General features: G+C 56.5%; 20 protein-coding genes and 2 pseudogenes. 15 read left to right on the top strand and 7 right to left on the bottom strand.

Features of this window, described 5'->3' with window-relative positions:
- Positions 1 to 122: 122 nt before the first annotated feature.
- The 7 genes and pseudogenes from PGX04_RS09395 to PGX04_RS09370 all read left to right on the top strand — a co-directional run.
- Positions 123 to 575 carry a Tfx family DNA-binding protein gene (locus PGX04_RS09395; RefSeq protein WP_273738262.1) on the top strand — a complete coding sequence of 151 codons (453 nt, stop codon included), beginning with the start codon at positions 123 to 125 and terminating at the stop codon, positions 573 to 575.
- A 133-nt stretch (positions 576 to 708) separates the two neighbouring features.
- A complete protein-coding gene (locus tag PGX04_RS09390) occupies positions 709 to 1,557 on the top strand; it encodes an amidohydrolase family protein (RefSeq protein WP_273738261.1) in 849 nt (282 codons plus the stop codon).
- A gap of 187 nt (positions 1,558 to 1,744) precedes the next feature.
- Positions 1,745 to 1,837, top strand: a pseudogene (locus PGX04_RS34595) (DUF7342 family protein); the annotation flags it as partial.
- A 299-nt stretch (positions 1,838 to 2,136) separates the two neighbouring features.
- The gene (locus PGX04_RS09385; protein ID WP_337959457.1) at positions 2,137 to 2,634 is read left to right on the top strand and encodes a nucleotidyltransferase domain-containing protein; all 498 of its coding nucleotides are present in this window, start codon (positions 2,137 to 2,139) and stop codon (positions 2,632 to 2,634) included.
- Entirely contained in the window at positions 2,627 to 3,136 is a 510-nt protein-coding gene (locus tag PGX04_RS09380; RefSeq protein ID WP_273738259.1) for a DUF8154 family protein, read from the top strand. Before PGX04_RS09385 ends, PGX04_RS09380 begins: the two co-directional genes overlap by 8 nt.
- A 27-nt stretch (positions 3,137 to 3,163) precedes the next feature.
- A complete protein-coding gene (locus tag PGX04_RS09375) occupies positions 3,164 to 4,405 on the top strand; it encodes a phage integrase SAM-like domain-containing protein (RefSeq protein ID WP_273738258.1) in 1,242 nt (413 codons plus the stop codon).
- A gap of 236 nt (positions 4,406 to 4,641) precedes the next feature.
- Positions 4,642 to 4,776 (top strand): annotated as a pseudogene (locus PGX04_RS09370) (IS6 family transposase); the annotation flags it as partial.
- A 556-nt stretch (positions 4,777 to 5,332) separates the two neighbouring features.
- Here PGX04_RS09370 and PGX04_RS09365 read toward each other — a convergent pair.
- Positions 5,333 to 7,339, bottom strand: a complete 2,007-nt coding sequence (locus PGX04_RS09365) for a TRAP transporter permease (RefSeq protein WP_273738257.1) — start codon at positions 7,337 to 7,339, stop codon at positions 5,333 to 5,335.
- A 27-nt stretch (positions 7,340 to 7,366) separates the two neighbouring features.
- Positions 7,367 to 8,356: a TAXI family TRAP transporter solute-binding subunit gene (locus PGX04_RS09360; RefSeq protein ID WP_273738256.1), complete on the bottom strand. Its 990-nt coding sequence runs from the start codon at positions 8,354 to 8,356 to the stop codon at positions 7,367 to 7,369.
- A 77-nt stretch (positions 8,357 to 8,433) separates the two neighbouring features.
- On the opposite strand from PGX04_RS09360, the gene PGX04_RS34590 reads away from it, so the two are divergent.
- From PGX04_RS34590 to PGX04_RS09350, 3 genes are all read left to right on the top strand, one after another.
- On the top strand, positions 8,434 to 8,673 hold the full coding sequence (locus PGX04_RS34590; protein ID WP_377042448.1) for a PLP-dependent transferase: 240 nt from the start codon (positions 8,434 to 8,436) through the stop codon (positions 8,671 to 8,673).
- Between the two features lie 569 nt (positions 8,674 to 9,242).
- Positions 9,243 to 10,025, top strand: coding sequence for a hypothetical protein (locus PGX04_RS09355; RefSeq protein ID WP_273738255.1), 783 nt, complete (start codon positions 9,243 to 9,245; stop codon positions 10,023 to 10,025).
- 222 nt (positions 10,026 to 10,247) lie between these two features.
- The gene (locus PGX04_RS09350) at positions 10,248 to 11,228 is read left to right on the top strand and encodes a TackOD1 domain-containing metal-binding protein (RefSeq protein WP_273738254.1); all 981 of its coding nucleotides are present in this window, start codon (positions 10,248 to 10,250) and stop codon (positions 11,226 to 11,228) included.
- 114 nt (positions 11,229 to 11,342) lie between these two features.
- Here PGX04_RS09350 and PGX04_RS09345 read toward each other — a convergent pair whose 3' ends face one another.
- On the bottom strand, positions 11,343 to 11,519 hold the full coding sequence (locus tag PGX04_RS09345; protein ID WP_273738253.1) for a hypothetical protein: 177 nt from the start codon (positions 11,517 to 11,519) through the stop codon (positions 11,343 to 11,345).
- Positions 11,520 to 11,864: 345 nt separating this feature from the next.
- Between PGX04_RS09345 and PGX04_RS09340 the strand changes: the two genes are divergently transcribed.
- Together PGX04_RS09340 and PGX04_RS09335 are read left to right on the top strand one after the other, a co-directional pair.
- Positions 11,865 to 12,296, top strand: a complete 432-nt coding sequence (locus PGX04_RS09340; protein ID WP_273738252.1) for a HalOD1 output domain-containing protein — start codon at positions 11,865 to 11,867, stop codon at positions 12,294 to 12,296.
- Between the two features lie 358 nt (positions 12,297 to 12,654).
- Entirely contained in the window at positions 12,655 to 13,227 is a 573-nt protein-coding gene (locus PGX04_RS09335; RefSeq protein WP_273738251.1) for a metal-dependent hydrolase, read from the top strand.
- Positions 13,228 to 13,411: 184 nt separating this feature from the next.
- On the opposite strand, the gene PGX04_RS09330 is transcribed toward PGX04_RS09335, so the two are convergent.
- The 3 genes from PGX04_RS09330 to PGX04_RS09320 all read right to left on the bottom strand — a co-directional run bounded on the left by PGX04_RS09330 (position 13,412) and on the right by PGX04_RS09320 (position 14,743).
- Entirely contained in the window at positions 13,412 to 13,852 is a 441-nt protein-coding gene (locus PGX04_RS09330) for a response regulator (protein WP_273738250.1), read from the bottom strand.
- A gap of 634 nt (positions 13,853 to 14,486) precedes the next feature.
- On the bottom strand, positions 14,487 to 14,609 hold the full coding sequence (locus PGX04_RS09325; protein WP_273738249.1) for a hypothetical protein: 123 nt from the start codon (positions 14,607 to 14,609) through the stop codon (positions 14,487 to 14,489).
- Complete coding sequence (locus PGX04_RS09320) at positions 14,606 to 14,743, bottom strand: hypothetical protein (protein WP_273738248.1); 138 nt, start codon at positions 14,741 to 14,743, stop codon at positions 14,606 to 14,608. The genes PGX04_RS09325 and PGX04_RS09320 overlap by 4 nt, the downstream gene beginning before the upstream one ends.
- Positions 14,744 to 15,018: 275 nt before the next feature.
- Here PGX04_RS09320 and PGX04_RS09315 point away from each other — a divergent pair, with 275 nt between their 5' ends.
- On the top strand, positions 15,019 to 15,420 hold the full coding sequence (locus PGX04_RS09315; RefSeq protein WP_417582532.1) for a DUF7475 family protein: 402 nt from the start codon (positions 15,019 to 15,021) through the stop codon (positions 15,418 to 15,420).
- Between the two features lie 1,410 nt (positions 15,421 to 16,830).
- Here PGX04_RS09315 and PGX04_RS09310 read toward each other — a convergent pair.
- Positions 16,831 to 17,163 (bottom strand): hypothetical protein, encoded by a 333-nt coding sequence (locus PGX04_RS09310; protein ID WP_273738246.1) that lies wholly within the window; start codon positions 17,161 to 17,163, stop codon positions 16,831 to 16,833.
- 913 nt (positions 17,164 to 18,076) lie between these two features.
- On the opposite strand from PGX04_RS09310, the gene PGX04_RS09305 reads away from it, so the two are divergent.
- Both PGX04_RS09305 and PGX04_RS09300 read left to right on the top strand, forming a co-directional pair.
- Positions 18,077 to 18,232, top strand: coding sequence for a hypothetical protein (locus tag PGX04_RS09305; RefSeq protein WP_273738245.1), 156 nt, complete (start codon positions 18,077 to 18,079; stop codon positions 18,230 to 18,232).
- A gap of 793 nt (positions 18,233 to 19,025) precedes the next feature.
- Positions 19,026 to 19,244, top strand: coding sequence for a hypothetical protein (locus PGX04_RS09300; protein WP_273738244.1), 219 nt, complete (start codon positions 19,026 to 19,028; stop codon positions 19,242 to 19,244).
- The last annotated feature ends 411 nt before the right edge of the window (positions 19,245 to 19,655 follow it).

The raw sequence follows: 19,655 nt of genomic DNA, 5'->3' as shown, positions 1-19,655 counted from the left end.
GAGTGCAACAGCGATGGGAGAGAGAACCGAGCGTCGGCTGATCAGCAAATCATCGAGCGCCATATTTCAACGTTTAGTGTTTTCCCAATAAGCTTATCTCAAACATCTATGTTTGACTTTATATGCTGGAGACCCAGGGAACAATACTGACTGACCGGCAAGTAGAGGTGCTTGAACTCCGTGAGAGCGGTCACACGCAGCAGGAAGTCGCCGACAAACTAGGGACAACCGACTCGAACGTGAGTGCTGTCGAACGAGCCGCGAAAGAGAACATCGAGAAGGCGCGTCGGACGCTCGAACTTGTGCAGACGCTCCGTGCCCCAGTACAGTTCACTGTCTCGGCCGGGACATCTTTCGATGGCCTCGTCACCCAGATATATTCCTCTGGTGATGACGCTGGGATCAAGATTGCATACTGTCGACCGGAACTCTACACGCATCTCTACGGAATTCTTGAAGAGGTCACCGATGCTAATCAGCTCACGAAGTCGACGACGATTGGTCTCACGGAGGATGGCGAGGTGAAGGTGTATGCAGATGACGTGAGTTCCGTTAAACAAGATACTACCCACTGAGTAGGATCGGTCAATCCGTTTTATCCGTGATAGGTAGATGGGGAAAGGCGCGCGTCAGATCCATCTTCCGAGATCGTGAGCCAGTTGAGAAGTGACAGCGTCTTTTTGTCGGCCGCGAGGAAGAGGGTAGTCAATGGCAAGCAGTAGGATCCCCGTTGACAGTGTTATTGACGCGCACGTCCACCTGATGCCCGATCAACTGATGGCTGCCATCCGCGAGGCGCTCAACGACGCCGCGGGCTGGGAATTTGACCAGCCGACCAACAGGGAGGCGATCGAGACCACTCTCCGCGAGTATGGTGTCGAGCGGTACGTCGCGCTACCGTACGCTCACAAACCGGGTATCGCTGCCGACCTCAACAACTGGTTACTTGAAGAGGCGAACAACTCCGAGATGTGTCTCCCCTTCGCGACAGTCCATCCCGCCGACGACGTCCGCGCGGTCGTCGAGGCAGCCTTCAAAAGCGGTGCCCGCGGGCTGAAGTTCCAGTGCCCCGTTCAGGAGGTAGCACCGGACGATCCGCGGCTGGATCCCGCCTATGAACTCTGTGCCGAGTACGACCAGCCCGTCCTCCATCACGCTGGCAACGCGCCGATGTTCAAGGACAGTCCTCACGTCGGGATCGAACGGTTCCAGCAGTTCCGTGAACGGTTCCCCGAGGTGCGGGCCTGTTGTGCTCACATGGGGACCTTCGAGCACGAGGCGTTCCTCGATATCGCCCGTGCCGACGAGAACGTTTATCTCGACACCAGCTTTGCGATGGCGACGGTTGTCGACCGTCATGTCGACTTCGACCCCGCCTCCATCGATGACACTGTTTTTGAGGACCTCGCCGGCCGCGTCATATACGGCTCTGACTATCCGAACATGCCGCACGCCTACCAGCGGGAATACGAGGGACTGGTCCGTCGGGACCTCTCGGAGATGGCGCTCGAGACCCTGTTCCGGGGGGCGGCAGAGCAGTTCCTCGGCGAGGCGTAGATAGCTCAACTGCTCCTGGAGCAGGCGACGCAGTCCTGCGTCGAGAACGAACGGGACGTCCATCCCGACGATCTTGATACTCGCGGACTGAAGTCAAGACGTCCGGTAGTTTGATGCTATCGAGCGCAGAGAGTGCAGCATCACGAAGGCCGTCCAGTGTATCGAAGAGGCGGTTTCCAAGTTCTTGGAGCTCCAACGGCACATCGAAATCGTCGGCTTCGCCATCCGCGAGTGGGACTTTCTGGCCCCACCAACTGAACGTACTGAGACCAGCAGCTAACGGCAGTCTTTCTCCACGAGCACGTTGCTCCCGTAGTGAGTACTTAGGTAGAATCCAACTCACATATAATGTTTTTATAGTAGCAGTCCGTGTTACGGCATATGAACCGCGAGACGGAGAGTGAGGGATCGCCCGGAGCATCTATTTCGCTTTCGATACCCCCTTCAGATCCGGAATTATTCAAGCACAAGGCGACGAGTGATGTCCTTCTATTTTTAACTAACCATCGCTTCAGTGACTTTTCGTTGCGGGAACTCGCGACGCAGATCGGCCATTCACACCAGTCCGTCCGACGAGCAGTGAATGTTCTCAGTTCGAATGACCTGGTTACTGAATCACCCAAAAGCAACCAGCGACTCGTACAGATCAACAGGCAGCGCCTTTCTATCCCGGACGATTCGATCCTTCGGATTCCCCAATCGGAGTATCACCAGCCGGTCAAAACTGCTGTAACGAAGCTCCGTGAAAACATCAGCGATGTCGTCGGCATCATCCTGTATGGGAGCGTTGCTCGTGGAGATGCCGACCGACGAAGCGATATCGATCTCTGGCTGCTGACTCGGTCTGGACGGGCCGAAAGCCAACGAGAAGCGAACGCTATCGCACGCGACCTCGAAGAGATGGAATTCGATGGTGACCGGTACGCGTACGATATCGACGTCGAGGCCGTCCAAGCGATTCCGGCCTACACCGATGACATTCGAGAAATCATCGTCTCAGGAATTCCAGTCTACAAAACGAGTGACTTCGAAACCGTCGAAACCCTCCTTCTGGAGGAAGGAGCTGCCGATGAGTAGCGGCTCGGACCCGTCATCTGTGCTCGCAGCACTTGAGCGGGCGCAGGACGCCTTCGAGATGGTTGGACGAGGTTGGACAGAATTTGAGGCCGGAATTAGCGCCGATGCGGACTGGAAGACACAGCTGACGAAAGCGTGTCGCCTTCTCGAAGTTGTCGACACGCTCCAAGCACAAGACGGGTACTACACTGCCGTCATCGAGGTCTGTTTCGGGGCCATTGAACGGTCGATCGAAGCGTATGCCCTCTCGATGACGACCGATACACTCCAAGATTTCCAGGATCATCAGTTCAGCTACGAGCGTGCCCATCAGATCGGGCTATTCGAGAGGCAGACTGCAGAGGAAATGAGGAACCTCTACAGCGAGAACCGGACTGAGAGTTATTACGGCGGCGGTCGTCCAACCGAAGAACAAGCGGACGCAATGACAGAACTCGCGATCGCTGTCCATCAGTTCGCGGTGAGTCAGATCCGGGAGGGCGGCGTCTGTCTGTGCGGCTGACTCCACTAGACACGTAGAGAGAGCACTATGGACCGAAATACATCCACAAAACGAACGCAATTGATCCCGTTTATCGACTCGTTCGAGCGCTACCTCCAAGACAAGGGGAAGGGACGCGGTGGCGACGGCGGGAACTACCGACGCAACGCGGCGCGCGAACTCGAGCGGTTCGCCGAGTGGGCCGCCGGCGACCGCAGCGACGACGACTGGACCGGGATCGTCCCCGACAATGCCGACCGAGAGCCCACCTTCGAGGACCTCGACGAACGCGTCTTTCGGGAGTACGCCCGACACCTCGCCGGCGATCGAGGGCTCAAACAGAACACTGTCCAAACCTACTACCGCTATATCTCTGCGTGGTGTGGCTGGTGCGTCAACGAGGGGTACCTCGAGGCACACTACGCCCAGCGGGCAAGCGCGATGGCACCGCTCCCCGAGGATGACGGCCGCAAGCCGGGCGACCAGCAGGCCTGGACGTCCGAGCAGCGTCACGCCCTCACCCAGCACGCCGACGAGCGAGCCCGCAACGCCATCGAGACGTACACGACACTCCCCGATGATACTGACCCCCTCGACAGGCAACGAGCCCGATACACGGCACTGAAAGCCGCTCGTGACCGTGCCCTCGTATTCGTCCTCGCCTACACAGCTGTCCGGGTTGGGGAACTCCTTCGGGATCCGAACGACCCGCGACGGCGCGGGGTCCGGTGGGAGGAAATCTCTATCGACGGCGGGAGTATGGACGTCTATCGGAAGAAACAGCAGTGGGACGCCGCGAGCCTCCCTGACCCGGTGATCTCTCCACTTCGGAGCTATCGAAAGCTGATGGAGCCACCAACAGCGCGCTGGCCAGTGTTCCCGACGTTCGACCAGCGGACGCTCGCGACGCTTGTGCAGGACGAGCTAGCTGATCGAGGGGAACGCCCGGATGCAATCGACGAGCGACGTGGCGAGTATGCTCGTGACCTCTTGCTGGCTCTCGACGAGGACGTTCGACCGCCATCGATCACGACGGATGGTGCCCGGTCGATTCTCCAGCGACTCTCGGAAGACTGCGATATCGACATCGACCATCCGAAGCACGATTATCTCGCACCTCACGGCGGTCGACGCGGGATGGGCGAGGTCCTTGTCCGCGCGTTCGGATACACGGTTGCGGCCCGGTATCTTGACAATTCCGAGGAGATGGTACGAGAGCGCTACTCCCACATTGAGGCTGGGGAACTCGGCGACGTTGCCACAGAAGCGCTCTCAGAGATTGATGGTTAGTTGGATCTACACCACCGTGAACACGCCCGCGACGATGAACCACAGGGAAACGAATCGGACGAGGATGTCCTCGTGATTGACCTACTGCCCGATTCGCTTCAATATCTGTGATTAGTCCGGTCGTGTTCGACGTCCCCATACGATCGGGAATCATGCACAGCTGACAAATACGTTTAGCGGGCACTGTCTAGTTGTCTGTTTGAAAAATGAGCAGGTCGTTGAGTGAATTGACTAGGATGCTTGCAGATATGCTCAGCAAAAGCTATGAGGCGGATTTAGGAGAATGTTGGGAGAATGAGAGGACGACAAACGCTCTGATGAGCGACGTCATCCGCCTCCATCAGACCAGTTGTTCGCTTCGAGAGACAACACACATGCGCTGAAAGCTCGAGCCGACTGGCCTCGAGTCCGATATTGCAGAGAACGTCAGAATGTCGTGTTGAATAGCGATCTACTTGCCTGATATCACGGGTTAGAAACTCGAGCATCGTCGACAGGGCGGAGACGACGGGTCGCGGGATGCTCTTCTCGTTCACGCGAACCCACGCCACGGCTGCAGCGTTCGACGACGAATTCGTCGTCGGAGAGGTCAAACTCGACGAGGCCCCGACTCCTCGCACCGATCGACGAGCCGTACGCGGCCCTCGAAATCAGCGATCAAATCGGCGTTGAGACGACCGAGTACGACGCCGACTACGATCGGGGCTGGCTCGAGGAGTACCCGTTCTTCGAGGCGAGCATCTTTGAGGAGTGATCGGCTCTCAGCTCTTTCGCGCTCGGCTCGAGAGCAAATTTCAGTGACTGTCACAGCGATTGGATTGCCCATCGTGGCGATCGAACCTGCTGAGAGCGCTTGAAATGTAAGTGTCTCGCCCGCCGTAATCGTGCTTTTCCGACGGCGAGTCGAACAGAAACGGTAACCAACCGTTAGTCCTCGGTGGCTCTGATGGAGTCCGTCGCGGATCGTTTGCTGACTCGCTCACGGATCGGTTTCTGGAGCTGAACGGTCATCAGGCCCAGGATGACCGCGACACAGCCGAGCCGAATCATGTCGTCTGGATAGACCATCGCGAGCACACCCAGAATGAAGAAGACAGTCTTGACGGGGAACTTGACGAATGGACTTTCGTGGAAGAACGTCCCGTAGTAGTTGAGGCTGTGAGAGATCCCCAGCGCGCCGGCCAGCGCGATGAGTCCTGAGAAGAACGTGTCGACCCCGAAGCCGCCGACGACGAGCTCGGGGTTGTAGATGAACGCGAACGGCAGGATGTAGATCGGTGCTGAGATCTTCAGGGCTTCGTGGGCCGTTCGCCAGAAGTTACTGTCGGCGATCCCCGTAGCGACGACGACTGCAATCGCGATCGGCGGCGTCAGTCCTGACAGGATCGCAGCGTACAGCACGAAGAAGTGGGCCGCGAGGTCAGGGACGAAGAACTGCTGAATCAGAGCCGGTGCGATCAGCGCAGCCACGATGACGTATGCGGCGACTGTCGGCATCCCCATTCCGAGGACGATCGAGATGACCATCGCGAGGATAACCGCGGTCAACATGACGCCACCGGAGAGGTCAAGCAGGGCCAGCGAGAGAATGCCCGGAATGCCCGATGCGGTGAAGACGTCGACGATGCCATTGATGGCAGCGATGATGATCGCGATCGGTGCAAGGATCATCGCCCCCTCTCTAAAGCCGTACGCCGCGTCCCCGAGCAGACTGACGAATTCGGCCCAGAGGTCACCGCCTTCTGTCGCCGTCTGGATCAATGGGAACCCGAATCCGGTGATAAACATCGCGATGATGGTGTACAGCGCGGCCGTGAGCACCGTGTACTGGAGGACACCGAAGATGTAGACCAGAATGGCGAACGGAATACCGAACCGGAGACATTGGATGACGAACTCCTTCTGAGACATCTGTTCGTCGAACTGGCTCTCCACATCGATCTTGGTCGTCTGTCCGCGGAGCTGCCCGATGCCCTTGTAGTGGACGGCGAAGGTGACGGAGCCGTAGAAGATCATCGCGGGAACGATACCGGCGATGATCACGTCGACATACGTGATACCGAGCAGCGATGCCATCACGAACGCAGCCGCACCCATGATTGGGGGCATGATCTGCCCCCCGGTCGAGGCGACGGATTCGATACCACCGGCAGTCTCACCTTTCATTCCCGTCTCCTTCATGAGAGGAATGGTGAACGAACCGGTGATCGCCGTGTTCGCCGCTTGACTCCCGGTGATTGAGCCGATGATGATGCTCGAGGTCACCGCGGAGAGGGCGACGCCGGATCGGATGTAGTTGGCAGATCGGAGACCGATTCGCATGATAAGGTTGAACGCGCCGAATCCCCGCATCAGCCCCGCGTACAACAGGAATAGGGCGACCCACGTCGCGATAATTCTGGAGATCGACCCGTAGACTCCTTGGAAGTCGAGCACCATGATGCTCATCATTCGGTTAACGCTGAATCCAGCGTGGCGGAGGATACCCGGGACGTAGTTGCCGTAAAGTCCGTACAGTATCACACCGACGATCACGGCCAGAAACGAGAGTCCGTAAGCCCGGTACGACAGGTATAGGATCACTAGGAAGAACGCGGCGGCTATCACGTACTCGCGAGGCAGTGCTGTTCCGACGCGAACCCGCAATAGCTCGTTGTAGAACACGATCATGTACGCCGTCGTTCCGGCGGTGATGATCGTGGAGAGGGAGAGGCCAATTAGCTCCAGTTTGCTCCCGTCCTCGTAGGCTTCGATGAGTTCGTTTCCGAGATAGACGAGCATAATCGATCCGAGAAACGTGATGGTGAAGAGAATTCGCTGAATTCCTTGGGTGAACGCGTAGTACAGGATCCAGGCCCAGGCGAGAATTGCTGCTCCCGTGACTACGTTATTGGCGATCTCTAATCGGCTTTTGTCGGCTGTGGAACAAATCATGTATGGCGGTGACGGGCTGAAAAGGCGTTACTCGTCGCCGCGAGTCCAACTGTCGTCCCAGACATCGTTCTCTTCGTACCAGTCTGCAGCTCCCGGGTGGATCGGAATCTCGTCGGTGTGGGTCAGCGCGAACGTGAAGTTCGACGGGTCGGACCAGTCGAGGATCGTCGGATTCGCCTCCTGCATCGACTCGTAGTTGTTGTGACAGATATCCATCAAGTCGTAGATGGCGTCCGCGGAGACATCCGGACTGAAGAGGTACGGGTAGGTCTCCGTCCACGTGTGTTTCGTGAAGTTACCGCCCTGAACATCCTGCTCCCACCCACCGATCTCGTCGACTTCCTCGTAACCCGCGCCGCTGAAGTCTTGTGCCGCTTGCACGTACTCGTCGGTCACCTCGATCGCCCTGACGGAGACGCGGGAGTCGATCTCCGCCGCCCACGAGGGGAGCTGGGTGTAGTTCGAGGTGTACACGATGAAAGCCTCGACCCGACCCTCTTCGAGCGCACTTGCCGCCTGCGTCGTCTCGACGTTGACGACGTTCTCAGAGAGCCCTTCCCAGAGGCCGGCGTTGCCGTACATCTCCTCGGTCATTGCTCGCAACCCCCAGCTGGCGGGGAGACAGTAGACGTCCCTCCCGGGGAGATCGTCGGTCGACTGGATGTCGCTGTCCGCCAGGGCCATCCAGTAGAGATTCAGCGAGAGGTGACCGAATCCCAGCTGCGGGAATTCGGAGACCGGATCGTCTGCGAACGGGCCAGTCTCGGTGAGGGCCTGATTCAGGATGTAGTTCCCCGCGGAGTAGGAGTTGAGCTCTCCGTCGGCGTACAATCGGATAGACTGCGGATCACCGCCCGCATCCTGCGTGATGAAATTCAGGTAGTCCGACTGCTGACTGACGACTCGCTGAATCGCCTGCGAATTCCCATACGTCGATGAACCGGACGACGACGAGCCGACAGTTAGGTCAACCTGGTCGCCGCCGCCTCCGCCGAGGCAGCCAGCGAGTGATAGCACCCCGATTCCAGCAGTGCCCCGTAGCAGATCCCTCCGTGTGTGCCTGTCATTCCCAAACATTTCTATACATTATGTAGATTGTATTATTTAAACCTTCTCTCCCCTACTCCGAGCCCGGTGTCAAGACTGTGCACTACCCCGGTCTCGAATCCCATCCCCAGCACCAGCTGGCCACCGAGCAAATGAGGGGGGCGACGGTATCGTCTCTTTCGAAGTCAATGGTGACCTGGAAGCGACATCGGCAGTTATCCAGGAACTCGACCTATTCACTACCGCAGTGGCTTGGGGGAATGGCATCGCTAGTCGATCACCCGTAGTTGATGTCTGCATCGTTCTTGGAACCAGAGACAGACGAGCTGCCGGAATCACTGAAGCTAGTCCGATTGCCGGTTGGAATAGAGGCCGCGACTGACTTAGTCGCCGATCGTGACAACACGCTATTCCAGCTTCAATGACCTCAGTTCGACCCTGTCCGAAAATCATCGGCTGGCCCAGCGATATTCACGTCTGACTCATGCCGGATAGAGCCTGCCCTCGCTCACATCCGTCCGGTTGGTTGGGGTTCTCAGAAAGGGATAGTGCTACGGTGAATCTGTCAAGAGAAGAGGCGTCCTAGGATGCCAGGTCCTGCATTCAGGCGTGGAGACGATGTATCACTCCGAACGGCTCTATTGAATCCGCAGAAGGCGTGGGTTTCATTGGTTGAGGCTTGTTCGATGTTGTAGACTGCGGCGGCAAGCGTAATCTCTCGAAATCTATCAGTACCCTCGGAATCGGAGTGTAAACGCAAGAGATCAAAAACGGAATCGGGAGCGCTCTTTCTTTTACTTCCGGAGCCGAAAAGTTCTCAATACTCTCGGTCCAGTTTCAGTGCGTCCACCGCTCCGTGCCCATATTCGAAACGACACTCAGCGTCCTCCAGGAATCGCCGCTTGCAATCGTTCCGCTCGCCATTATCGTCGGGTTCGTCGCGCGAACCGTCTCCCGGAGCGGCGTCCTTTCGTGGGTCGTACGCTGGGCTTTCGTGTTGGGAGTGATTCCGCCATTCGGCCTCTTTCTCCTCGCCGAACTTCTCGGCAGTGGACTCGTTCGTGACTTCGCGCGGGCGCTCCTCGACGGCGAGATTCGACTCGCGGTCCGGGTCCTCGCGGTGATCGACTCCCTGATTGCCGCGGTGCTTCGGGCGTTCGTGCAGTTCGTCGCCGGTCTCGTTCCGACTGACCTGCTCGCCAGTTTCATGTCGGCGCTCCCGTCGTGGAACCCGTTCGCGGCACTGTCAATTGCGGGAGCCCTCATCGCGATATTCATCGTCCACTTCGTCACGGGTGTCGTCGTGATTCGACTCACGCAACGGGAAGACGGTTTGTCCGTCGCAGACAAGTGGTTGATCATTGCTGGAGTGGTGCTGTTCGTTTCCGGAATGGTGTGGACGCTCCTGCAGTCCGACTCGCTAGATTTTAGTCGGTTCGAACTGCAAATCGCCGTGCTGGCGTCCTCGATGGGGATGATTTCCGGTGTCGCCGCGTCTAACCTCCCCGTCGACCTTCCGGCATGGCGGTCGGACAACACGAGGGACGATTCCGAGTCAGGGTCGGAGACTGATACCTCCCGACGTATCACTGGACTGCATCGGCTACGGGGCGCTATTCGGTCCCTTTTTCGGCGATAGTTCAACGCGTCGAATACGGCGTCGTTCCACTCGTCGATGCGCTCGTAGCCGCTGATGAGTCGGTGGGCCATCTCGAGATCCGTGAGGTTCGCGATGATGACGAAGTCGGCCTCGACGAGAGTATATGAGAAAAAGAGACAAGATATCAAATAAATATATAAAATAACAGTAGTTAATTAGGGGAAGATATACGGCGATTGGAATCACAGTATATAGAGAGCTATGGTTTCACCAGGGGAGCTTCGAGTGATTGACGAGTTGACTCCAAACGAGGCGTACACGCCCGAAATTTCCGACGAGGGAGCCGTCAGCTACTCAGACGTGACGCGACTCCTCGACGATGACGACGACGATCCGGCTGACGTCCTCGAGCGCTTCGCTACCCGAGGCGTGTTGGCGAACGAGTTCGTCTCGAAGGTGTACGTCTGTCCAGAGTGTACCACCGAAGGCCTGCAGTACACCACCGTCTGTTCGGCATGTGGGAGCGCACACGCCATCGAGACAACCGTCCTCGAACACGTCTGTGGATACGTCGGTCTCGAAACGGAGTTCGACGCCGCGGATGGGTACCGCTGTCCGGATTGCGAGATGGATCTCGAATCCTCCGACGTGGACGAGACGGACCGTTACGTTTGCGAGGAGTGTTCGGAGATGTTCGATATCCCCGACGAACGCCTCTGGTGTCGCGAGTGTTTCTCGCTGTTCCCGCCGCTGGACGCGATCGAGCGAGTACTGTATCGGTACCGTCTCACAGCCGACGGCGAGCAGTGGCTCGATCGCCAGAAAGACGCCCGGCAGACGATCGCTGAGATGTTAGCGGACCGCCGTTTCGAGACGGAAATCGACACGACCGTCACCGACGACGGGGCGTCTCGATCGGTCCACCTCCTCGCCGAGGACGATCTACTGGACGAGCGGCGGATCGTGAGCATCCACGAGACGCCCGACGAAGAGCGCATCGATGCGTTCTGCGCGTTCGCGAACTCGATCGATGCCCATCCAGTCGTCGTTACGACCTCGGGAGCCGTCGAGGAGGACGTCGCGGCGCGTGCCGACGGCTCCGAACTGACGCTGCTCGCCTACCGAGAGAACGGTACGATCGAGACCGACTACGAGACCGTCGAGAGCGCCGACACCCACCGGCAAGGATTCTTCCAGCGCCTCACCGCCGCCCTCGAGGTTCCCGGCCGGAAGGGACAGTGAGACCGCTCCACCGAATGATCGCTCGGCTCACTGTTATCCCTCCATATTCACCCACGCTCAACGCGATCGAACCGCTCTGGAAAAGTACCAAACAAGAGATTTCGAGGAGAAATATCACTTCAGAGCGGTCCTCACTGAGACAATTCTCCGGTTGAGTCGTGCCTCGCATACAAGGGCGAAGAACGCGGCGTTGAGGAACTGAACGAGAACGAGTGGGACCGTCGATCGGTCGACGACGGTCGGGTCCTCGCAGATCGGGCGCTTGCCTCCCGCTTGCTCAAGGTCGGTCATAGCGCCTCATCACGATCGGGACAGTGCGGTCGTTCGGTTCGCAACGTTGCGAGGGTTCACGAGCACGTCCGACCGCACTCGCACTCAAGCCGCTGTTCGAGCCGCTTGGCTGCGTCCACTGCCTCACGCTCCATCCGCCGAACACGCTCGCGGTGTTCGCCAGACTCACTGTGGTCAATGTTCGCACGGACTGTCTCTCGCAGCACGAGGGGCCATCACGCCTGTGATGGGCAGTGTACGTGTGACGCCACGGTCTACTGGAGGGAGTTGTAATCGTGCTCGACACACCTCTCGCTTTGCGACGCGGCCGATTATTTAACCCCTCGAGTCGTGTATTGTCAGAAGATGGCTCATGGCAATGCCAGTTTGTCAACTCGAGTAGTGTTCACTGTCGCAGAAGCGCTTGGCACAGATCCTGTGGACCTCCCATCGCTCGAAAAAACGATCAGTAGTGAGGCACTCAATAATCTCTTCCATGAAGAGACAGCACTTCCCGGCGCATATATAGTGTTTCCATACTGTGATGTGTGGGTGATGGTTCACAGCGACAGAACCGTTGATGTCTTCACAGAGTACGTAGCTACCACTGCCGTCGACGACGTTCCTACCGATAGTGATGGGAAACCAACTGACGATCGAATGGTTGTACTATCTGCTGAAAATGAACGACATGCATTCGCTGACGGCGAATTGGAGACACTCCACGAGATCGTTGCGGAGGCAGACGATGCTACGGAAGCGTGGGAAGACACCATTAACTATGCTGAGCAACGATAGACCCTCTCTATCGCAGAGTTTAGTCAGGCGAACCGCCCCGGGTCAAGCATCGAGGCATTCGCCATGTCCATCTTCGATGCTCGAGACCATCGCTGCGATCGTCTGTCTGACGACCGGCGTCAGGCCGGCGGGTGGTCGTCACGCACATTTCCGGATTCGAGGGCCAGTCCCTACTCAGCCAGAATATATCAGTGGTCAAGAGTGAACAACTAACAAATGTGTATAGCGATATTACGTGCTTTTATGGCTCGAGTTACTACCCGTTACCGATGAGACCATCAAACGATAGTGGTTCTACAGTCACCTCTACCGCTACTCGATTTCTGCGTTACCGTGCTCTTCGATTGGTGATGCGATCATGATGCCATGGGGGCATCTCGCCTTCGGCTATGTTCTGTATTCACTTGGCCATCGTTTTGTGACACGTAAGCCGCCAGCCGGATTTGGAGTCGTTCTCGCAATAGTGGTCGGCACTCAGTTGCCGGATGTCGTCGATAAAACGCTCTCATGGGGACTCCATCTCTTTCCACAAGGTTATTCGGTCGCCCACTCCATACTCGTTGCTGTCCCCGTTGGGTTGCTTATTCTCGGTGTAACAGCTTACAGAAACCGGGATATCGGTATCGCATTTGTCCTGGGGTACTGGTCGCATCTTCTTGGTGATGCGATGCTCGCCGTTCCAAAACGTGGTGTTTCACCGGGCGATCGGCTTCTCTGGCCAATCGTTACGCTTCCGCCGTACCGAGGCGACCCATCATTGTTTGGGCAAGTCGAGAGAATCTTCAGTACATTCTTCAACGAGATGTTGACTACCGAACATTTTGTCTTTCTCGCTATTTACACGGTACCGTACCTACTGGTATTCTTGCTCTGGATAATTGATGGCTCGCCTGGCATCGCGTTTCTTTGGCGAAAAGAGAACCACCAGTGAAGGTGTCAGCGCACTATTCGCACGCCACCGAAGAGATCAAAGTGGGAGAGACAGAGAATTGCCAGACTAGAGGGCATCATAGAATCAGTCTCATACCGTGATGATCGTACTTCCCGGATCGTACCCCGTTCGTAATTAGTGAGAACAACGACGAGCTCCAGGCATAGAGCAAAAGCCCTCCCCGTCAGTCCTCTCGCATAACTGCTAACCGGAACTGGTCGAACGACCGAATTACCTCGACGAACTCGCCGGGATCGACCGGTTTTTCGAGGATTGCATCTTCGTCCGCATCATGATCGAGGTCACGGGATTCAATCAGGTCTTCATCCATTCCGGTTAGGACAATCACCGGAGTGCCATCCAGTTCGGAGTGGTGTTCGATTTCGTGTAGAACTTCTTCACCGTCCACTCCTGGAAGTTTCAGGTCGAGTAATACGATGTCCGGTCGGGGAGCGTCCTCGTATTCCCCACGCTGATTGATGAAGTCGAGTGCTGCTTGGCCATCTGTGACGGTGTGGAGCGTGTTTGCGATATTACCATCTGAGAAGGCTTCTTTAATGAGGCGAACATCGCCCGGGTTATCTTCTACCAGCAGTATTACCGCTTCTGATGACCCGCTTCCCATTATGTAACAATTTGGGTTAACGGGTATAAGAGATTCGATTAGGTGTCTAGTAGGAAGAATTTCAAGCCGCCAGCATTGGCTGCATCTGTCAACCCTCGTTCAGTTCGCATCTGTAGGTACCGAATCAGGTGCGTCCGCTTTACGCTCGATTGTAAATAAAGAGATTGTAGAACCGACTACCGTTATTCCTTCGATTCAAGCACTTGTCCAGCTCGCCGAGTGTTCCATCCGCGACGACCAGGTAATCGTACTCGGCGGGCTGAAAGCGATACTCGCTCTCCCGTCGCAACGGTACGTAGAAATGGAGTTCAGACAGCGAGACGATCTCGCCGGTCACGGCACAGACGGCGGATCCGTCGTGGTTGGTCGTTCGACGGGACACGGACGAGACCTGCCAATCGTCACGATCGGGCGGCAAGCGACCGCGGAACCGTTGGATTCGGGATTGCGTGTCGAGCAGAGGAGAGAGTCGAGACTTGAGGGCTATGGGTCCATCAGCAAAAGGGGACAGACGCGAGTACCGAGATTCTCTGGTGTCCCTTTTCGACCGGCCGCCACAACCGGCCGTATGGGGTCTCCATATCCCGTGGGATATCGCTTTGGGCGTGAATCAGTTGGTGAGACGGACAGGCGATTACTCGTCGCGTTCGGGGGTGGACTCGAGCATTCGTTCGGGCGTGTAGGAACGCCCACCGCTGGATTCGTGTTCCGTCGTCCCGATGTAGACCGATCGGAACTCGGCGTCATCGTCGCTCACACCAAACCCTCCGCGTCGGGGTTCGAAAAGTGACTCGAGAGGAGGGTCGCGCCGGTCCCGACACCAGCATTCAGTGCGAGTTGTTTCAGCCCCGGCACGAGCGGTACGTCGAAGAACGGGAATCCGAGCAACACGACACGCTCTTCTGTAGCGTAGCGGAACCGGGTTGAACAAGCGGTGATTTGAGAGTATTTCCTTCGCGTTTTGACGCTTCAAGCCGTTAGGTCGATCGCGCGCACCAACGAGAGTGAGTACCTCGAAATTGCGGATAACTGCGGACATTCCCTGAAATAGAAACTCATAGCGTCTTCAACTCGATTTGGAGAGGCACCCCCAAAATTCGGTTATTAATAATGGAAATATCCAATGAAGGAAAGCTATATGGGGCAAGCAAGGAACTATACGCTTGATGTCAAGTACCACGTCCAATACCACTACCGAGCCTCCACTGATCACAGGGATACCCACTGGGATTGTCCCCTATATAATGATTGGCGCAGCACTTGTATCGGCAGCGGTCCACTTCTGGCTCACGCCAGTTGTCATCGAATTCGATACGATACAAGCCATTTTATTCGTCCTCGCAGGCCTCGGGTTCGTCGGCGGCATTGTCGTCTATGCGAGTCGATTTTGGCGACGTGAATTCTATCTTCTTGCCGCTCTGTTTGCCCTCGCTCAAATCATCGCATACTTCGTCATGAACGGCCCGCTGAACACGATGGCGATTGTTTCTAAGGCTACCGAAGCCGTTGTCGTACTCGCCGCGGGATATCTCTATATGACTGCTGAACCGACTACTGATTCGTTGTAATTCTGATCTTGAGCAGGCGTTCTCTCGTGTGGCACGTCACCGTTCAGTCTAGAAAGCGGCCGTCGCCGTGACGGTCACGCAAGGTAGGCAGAACGTCGACCGATCAACGTTGTCAGACCTGCCGCACCCGGCGGACGCGACGGCGGGCGCTGTCTTTCGACTAGCGATGTATAGCCAGTATGGTGACTAGCGCCGATTCCAAGTAACTTGGAATCGGAGTGAGGTTGATATGGGTCCGGGAGAACATATCTCATGTCGCGTACACCCACGCGCGACATGGACTCAATAGGCTCCCACCTACCATCACTCGTCCCAACTTCTCAGCCCTGTCCGCGGTGGGATCCCCCCTCCCGCCGTCGGACCTCCCGCTGAGTAAGTTTCCTTACCGACCACCCACCAATTGCTTTTGGCGTTGGCCTCAACAGGATGGAGACCCTCCATTTACCTGTCGCGTCTCATCCCGTCGCGACACGCCCGCCGGACCCCCAGTCATCTATCGGTGGGCGTTTTCAAGAACCCAAGTATCGGGCCATGAAGTACTTATAGGAGGTCGTGATAGGCCCGACTGTCGCGTGGGCCACGCGCGACAATTACGATCATCCCGTCCGGCGTCAGTCGTTGCCAGACGCTCTCGCCGGGCGTGGGGCTATTCGGTTTTGGAGTCGTCCCTCGTTTCAAGTGACAATCAGTCGGTTAGACGTCGGTCTAGAAGAGTCGGTCGTCTCGTCCTCTCGTGAGCGCGTGGTTACACGGCACTGTTGGGAGGATGTTCCGGTGTCGCTCGTGGCCTCGGCGAGTTCCTGCTGACGACCGACTTGGTCGTCTATCTCTGGCCAACGTGTCCGAAATAAGGTAGCTCATGGACACGTCGAATACCAATTAACGTTCCTCCACTATGTATACTACTCCTATACAATATCTTTCGCTCAATCGATTGGACCGAACACAATACGGAATATTCCTGTTCGGTGCCGCGAGGACGAGATATGCAAGAAGGTAGGCCGCCTATCAACGTATCACCTCGTATGGGTCGGCGCTGCGTGTGACGTATTCGAGCGTGGCTGGGTAATTGAGGAAAAAGGGAGATCGGCGGGGAGACTCACAGAGTCCAAAAGGTGAACCCGGCTTCCACGGCTGACCGACGGATCAGCAAGAAACAACGGAAGCTCATGCGGAACTCCGAGCCTACGGCACTCCCGATGGACTCCCGTGGTCCGAACAATCGGGAGTTATAGTGAATTTTCACCCGCTATAGGCGTAGCTGACTCTCTCGAGCGTGAGGATACGGGGCAGAACGACTCCCCTGCTATATCTCTACCTTGTGGCGAGAGCCACTTAAAGAACGAACGGGCCGAATCCCTCGTGAGAAACCCATAACCCATCCGATTGAATCGGAGTCATGCAATCGTATCACTCATCCCCGTTTCGCTTATCGAGAACACGGTATTGACGTGGTTGTTCGCCTTCCGGATAGATCTGAACGTATCCGGTTGGACAATACTGCCGCGTCACGAAGTCGGGAGTATCTGGGAAAGTATTCGCGAGTCTTGTGTTTTCATCGATCCCCCCAATATCGGTTACCAGTTTGAGGTATGACGGCAGTTTCACAACGAGACTTCCTTCGTATCCGATGAACTCAGCTGGTGTCTCGAGTCCAGCTTCATCGAACGTTAGCTCTCCAGCATCGATGACTTCGGTTGTCTCACTTTCGCCGGTCGCGCCTCTGTTGGATAATCCTAACATTATAGCGCACCTATGATACCAATTGGGCAATCTGTTGAATATTTTGTGGTCTCAGTACATTGCCGTATTTTGTTCGTGTTTTTCTTACTCAAGGATATTGGTTAGCCGAGACACCGGACGCAACTCTACATACATCGGATTCGAGATATGCAGTGAACCTATGCAACCGTCGAAAACATCTCTTCATTCTGGTAGATTCGGTAAATATAATTATATACTCCATGCAAAGAGTGGAGGGATTGAATGTAATCTGGACCCATGGGGCCGCTCATAGGGTCAGATACTGATATACGAATATACTCCTGATATCCGGGCCTATACTGAACCTGTCCCTCGGACACACCAGGCTGAATTAGAGTCATCCCCATTCGCGCCACGGAATCACACATAACTCCGACAGGGTGACCGACAACCCACTCCCCAAAACCTACACTGCACCGTGATCGTCTCGCGTGTACGCTTTCATCGGTGCTCATATCAATCCCGGCCCCGCCTTCTTCCAAAGGGCTCAAAGTTCCCAGATGAGGGTCATCGGGTGACTGAAGTCAAGATTAGGGGACACTCCCAAATCGCAGGTTCGATTTTACCGCTTCCCATAATCCGTTGCTAGAGATCAAAGTATCCAAAAAACGCCGGATAGTCGCACCAATTCTGCTGAAGTGATACATAATTCGGAGACACTATCCCCACGTTCAATACCCCTTAACGCACTAGAATCGGATGCCCCGAGAGGGGATCAAAGGCATCGGGCTCCGATCACGTTCAATCACACCCCTACCCACTCGGAGCCATTTTCTGAACGACATCACGTTGAGTTGGGCTGTCCCAGCAGGGACAGCGGCCCGAACCAAATCTGATCAACGACGGCCACCAACTATGATACATGATGAGCCAGGGAAGGCGGTGGTACGTGATGAATGCAGCACGATCTGTACTCACGGAAATGCCTGACGAGGAGGGCGTTTCAATCAGTACCAATACTGGTTGTGAGTGTGACGATCCTGGACTCTATGTCCTTGATGCGGAGATGGTGTTTGATGGATACGAGGAGCAGACAGCAAGCGGTTGATGTGTGAAGTACTACTCTCGCTCGAGGAACCTAGCTCTCCCGTCGTCACCCACCCCTCGAGCGCGACGCTCACCTGAGGGATTACTGGGCACAGTAATATGGACGATCTGCAGGGGGTGGTCGTGTCGACAACACCTGTCTGTTCATTCGCCCCTGCAGAGGAGGACTTACGCTACCTCGGTCACCACTTCCCGACAGAGCTTTTCAGTGCTATCGCCGAGTCGAGGAATCCCCGTTCTACCTACACCTAACTCGTTAGGGAGAGGTTTTATTACCGATAGAGACATTGGATAGTAATACGGCAGGGCCCCAACACTGAATGACACGTATCCCCTGCGTGTTGTCCTGCACCCCCCTGCCGTCACCCCACCCCTTCGATACGATGGTTTTTGTCGGGTGGCACACATGGTGATCCGTTCGTACTCCTACCTCAAAGCTCTCTACCGCTACCACGGAATGCTGTTGCTCCTCGCCGAGGAGACCGTGGCGATCTGGTTGATTGCCCACCTATACGTGTGAGAGAGGCGTCGCGAGAAAGAGCGTCGCTATCGCACGTCGGCCAGAGCCACGAACGATCCTTCTTTGGCGACCAGCCGCTGTTGAACGATCCGTTTTCGACCTCGCGCGGGTAGACGCCGAATCCGTCCGGGAGATCGTTCTGCGCGACGGCCGTGTGCTCGAGGCGAATCAACGAGTCGGTGTGAAAAAGAAACTCGACGGAGACGCAGGTGACGGTCCGTAAACGGTACAAACAGTCGACGGTTCTTATATAGTGTCCGTGTGAGTGACTAGCATGTCCGCGGAACAGCCCCAACCGCCGCTGAAAGACGACGTCATCACCGCGGTTCAACTGACGCTGGCGGTGTTGTTCGTTCTCGGCGGCCTGGGGATCGCGCACATCATTATCAGATCCTACTACGAGAAGGGGCCGGTCGTGTACCCCCTTGAGGGGGCGCTAGTCCTGGCTGCGGGAGTGGTGGTCATCTACCTACTCGCCTATCTATACGAATGAGGTCGGGAAAAAGTCCGGGCGACCAAGTGTCTGCTAGATCCACGAACGACTCGCCACTCGCCGCAACCCACGCCTACTCAGCCGGTTCGCTGCTCACGTCGAAGATCGCCAGTTCGGCCGGTGCGTTGGGGTTCTCGATTCGGGCGTGTGAGACGGCGTCCCGGCGCTGGTTGGCGTGCGATGACGCGAGGTCCGACGGCGTGACGTACTCGAACGGGGCGGATTCGGTGCTCGTGCTGTACTCTCCAATTGGTCGTCAAACTCCGCGTGCTGTTGTTCTCGACTCTTGAACACGCGACCACAGCACTCGCAGTGACAGTCGTAGCTACCGTGATACTCGGTCCAGTGGGACCAACACTCGGTGCACGGCGGCGCGTCGGCGTCGAAGCCGATCGGCGAGTAGTTGAACTC

The sequence above is a fragment of the Natrinema soli genome (assembly GCF_028618695.1).
This window is presented reverse-complemented; position numbering and strand designations above follow the sequence as displayed.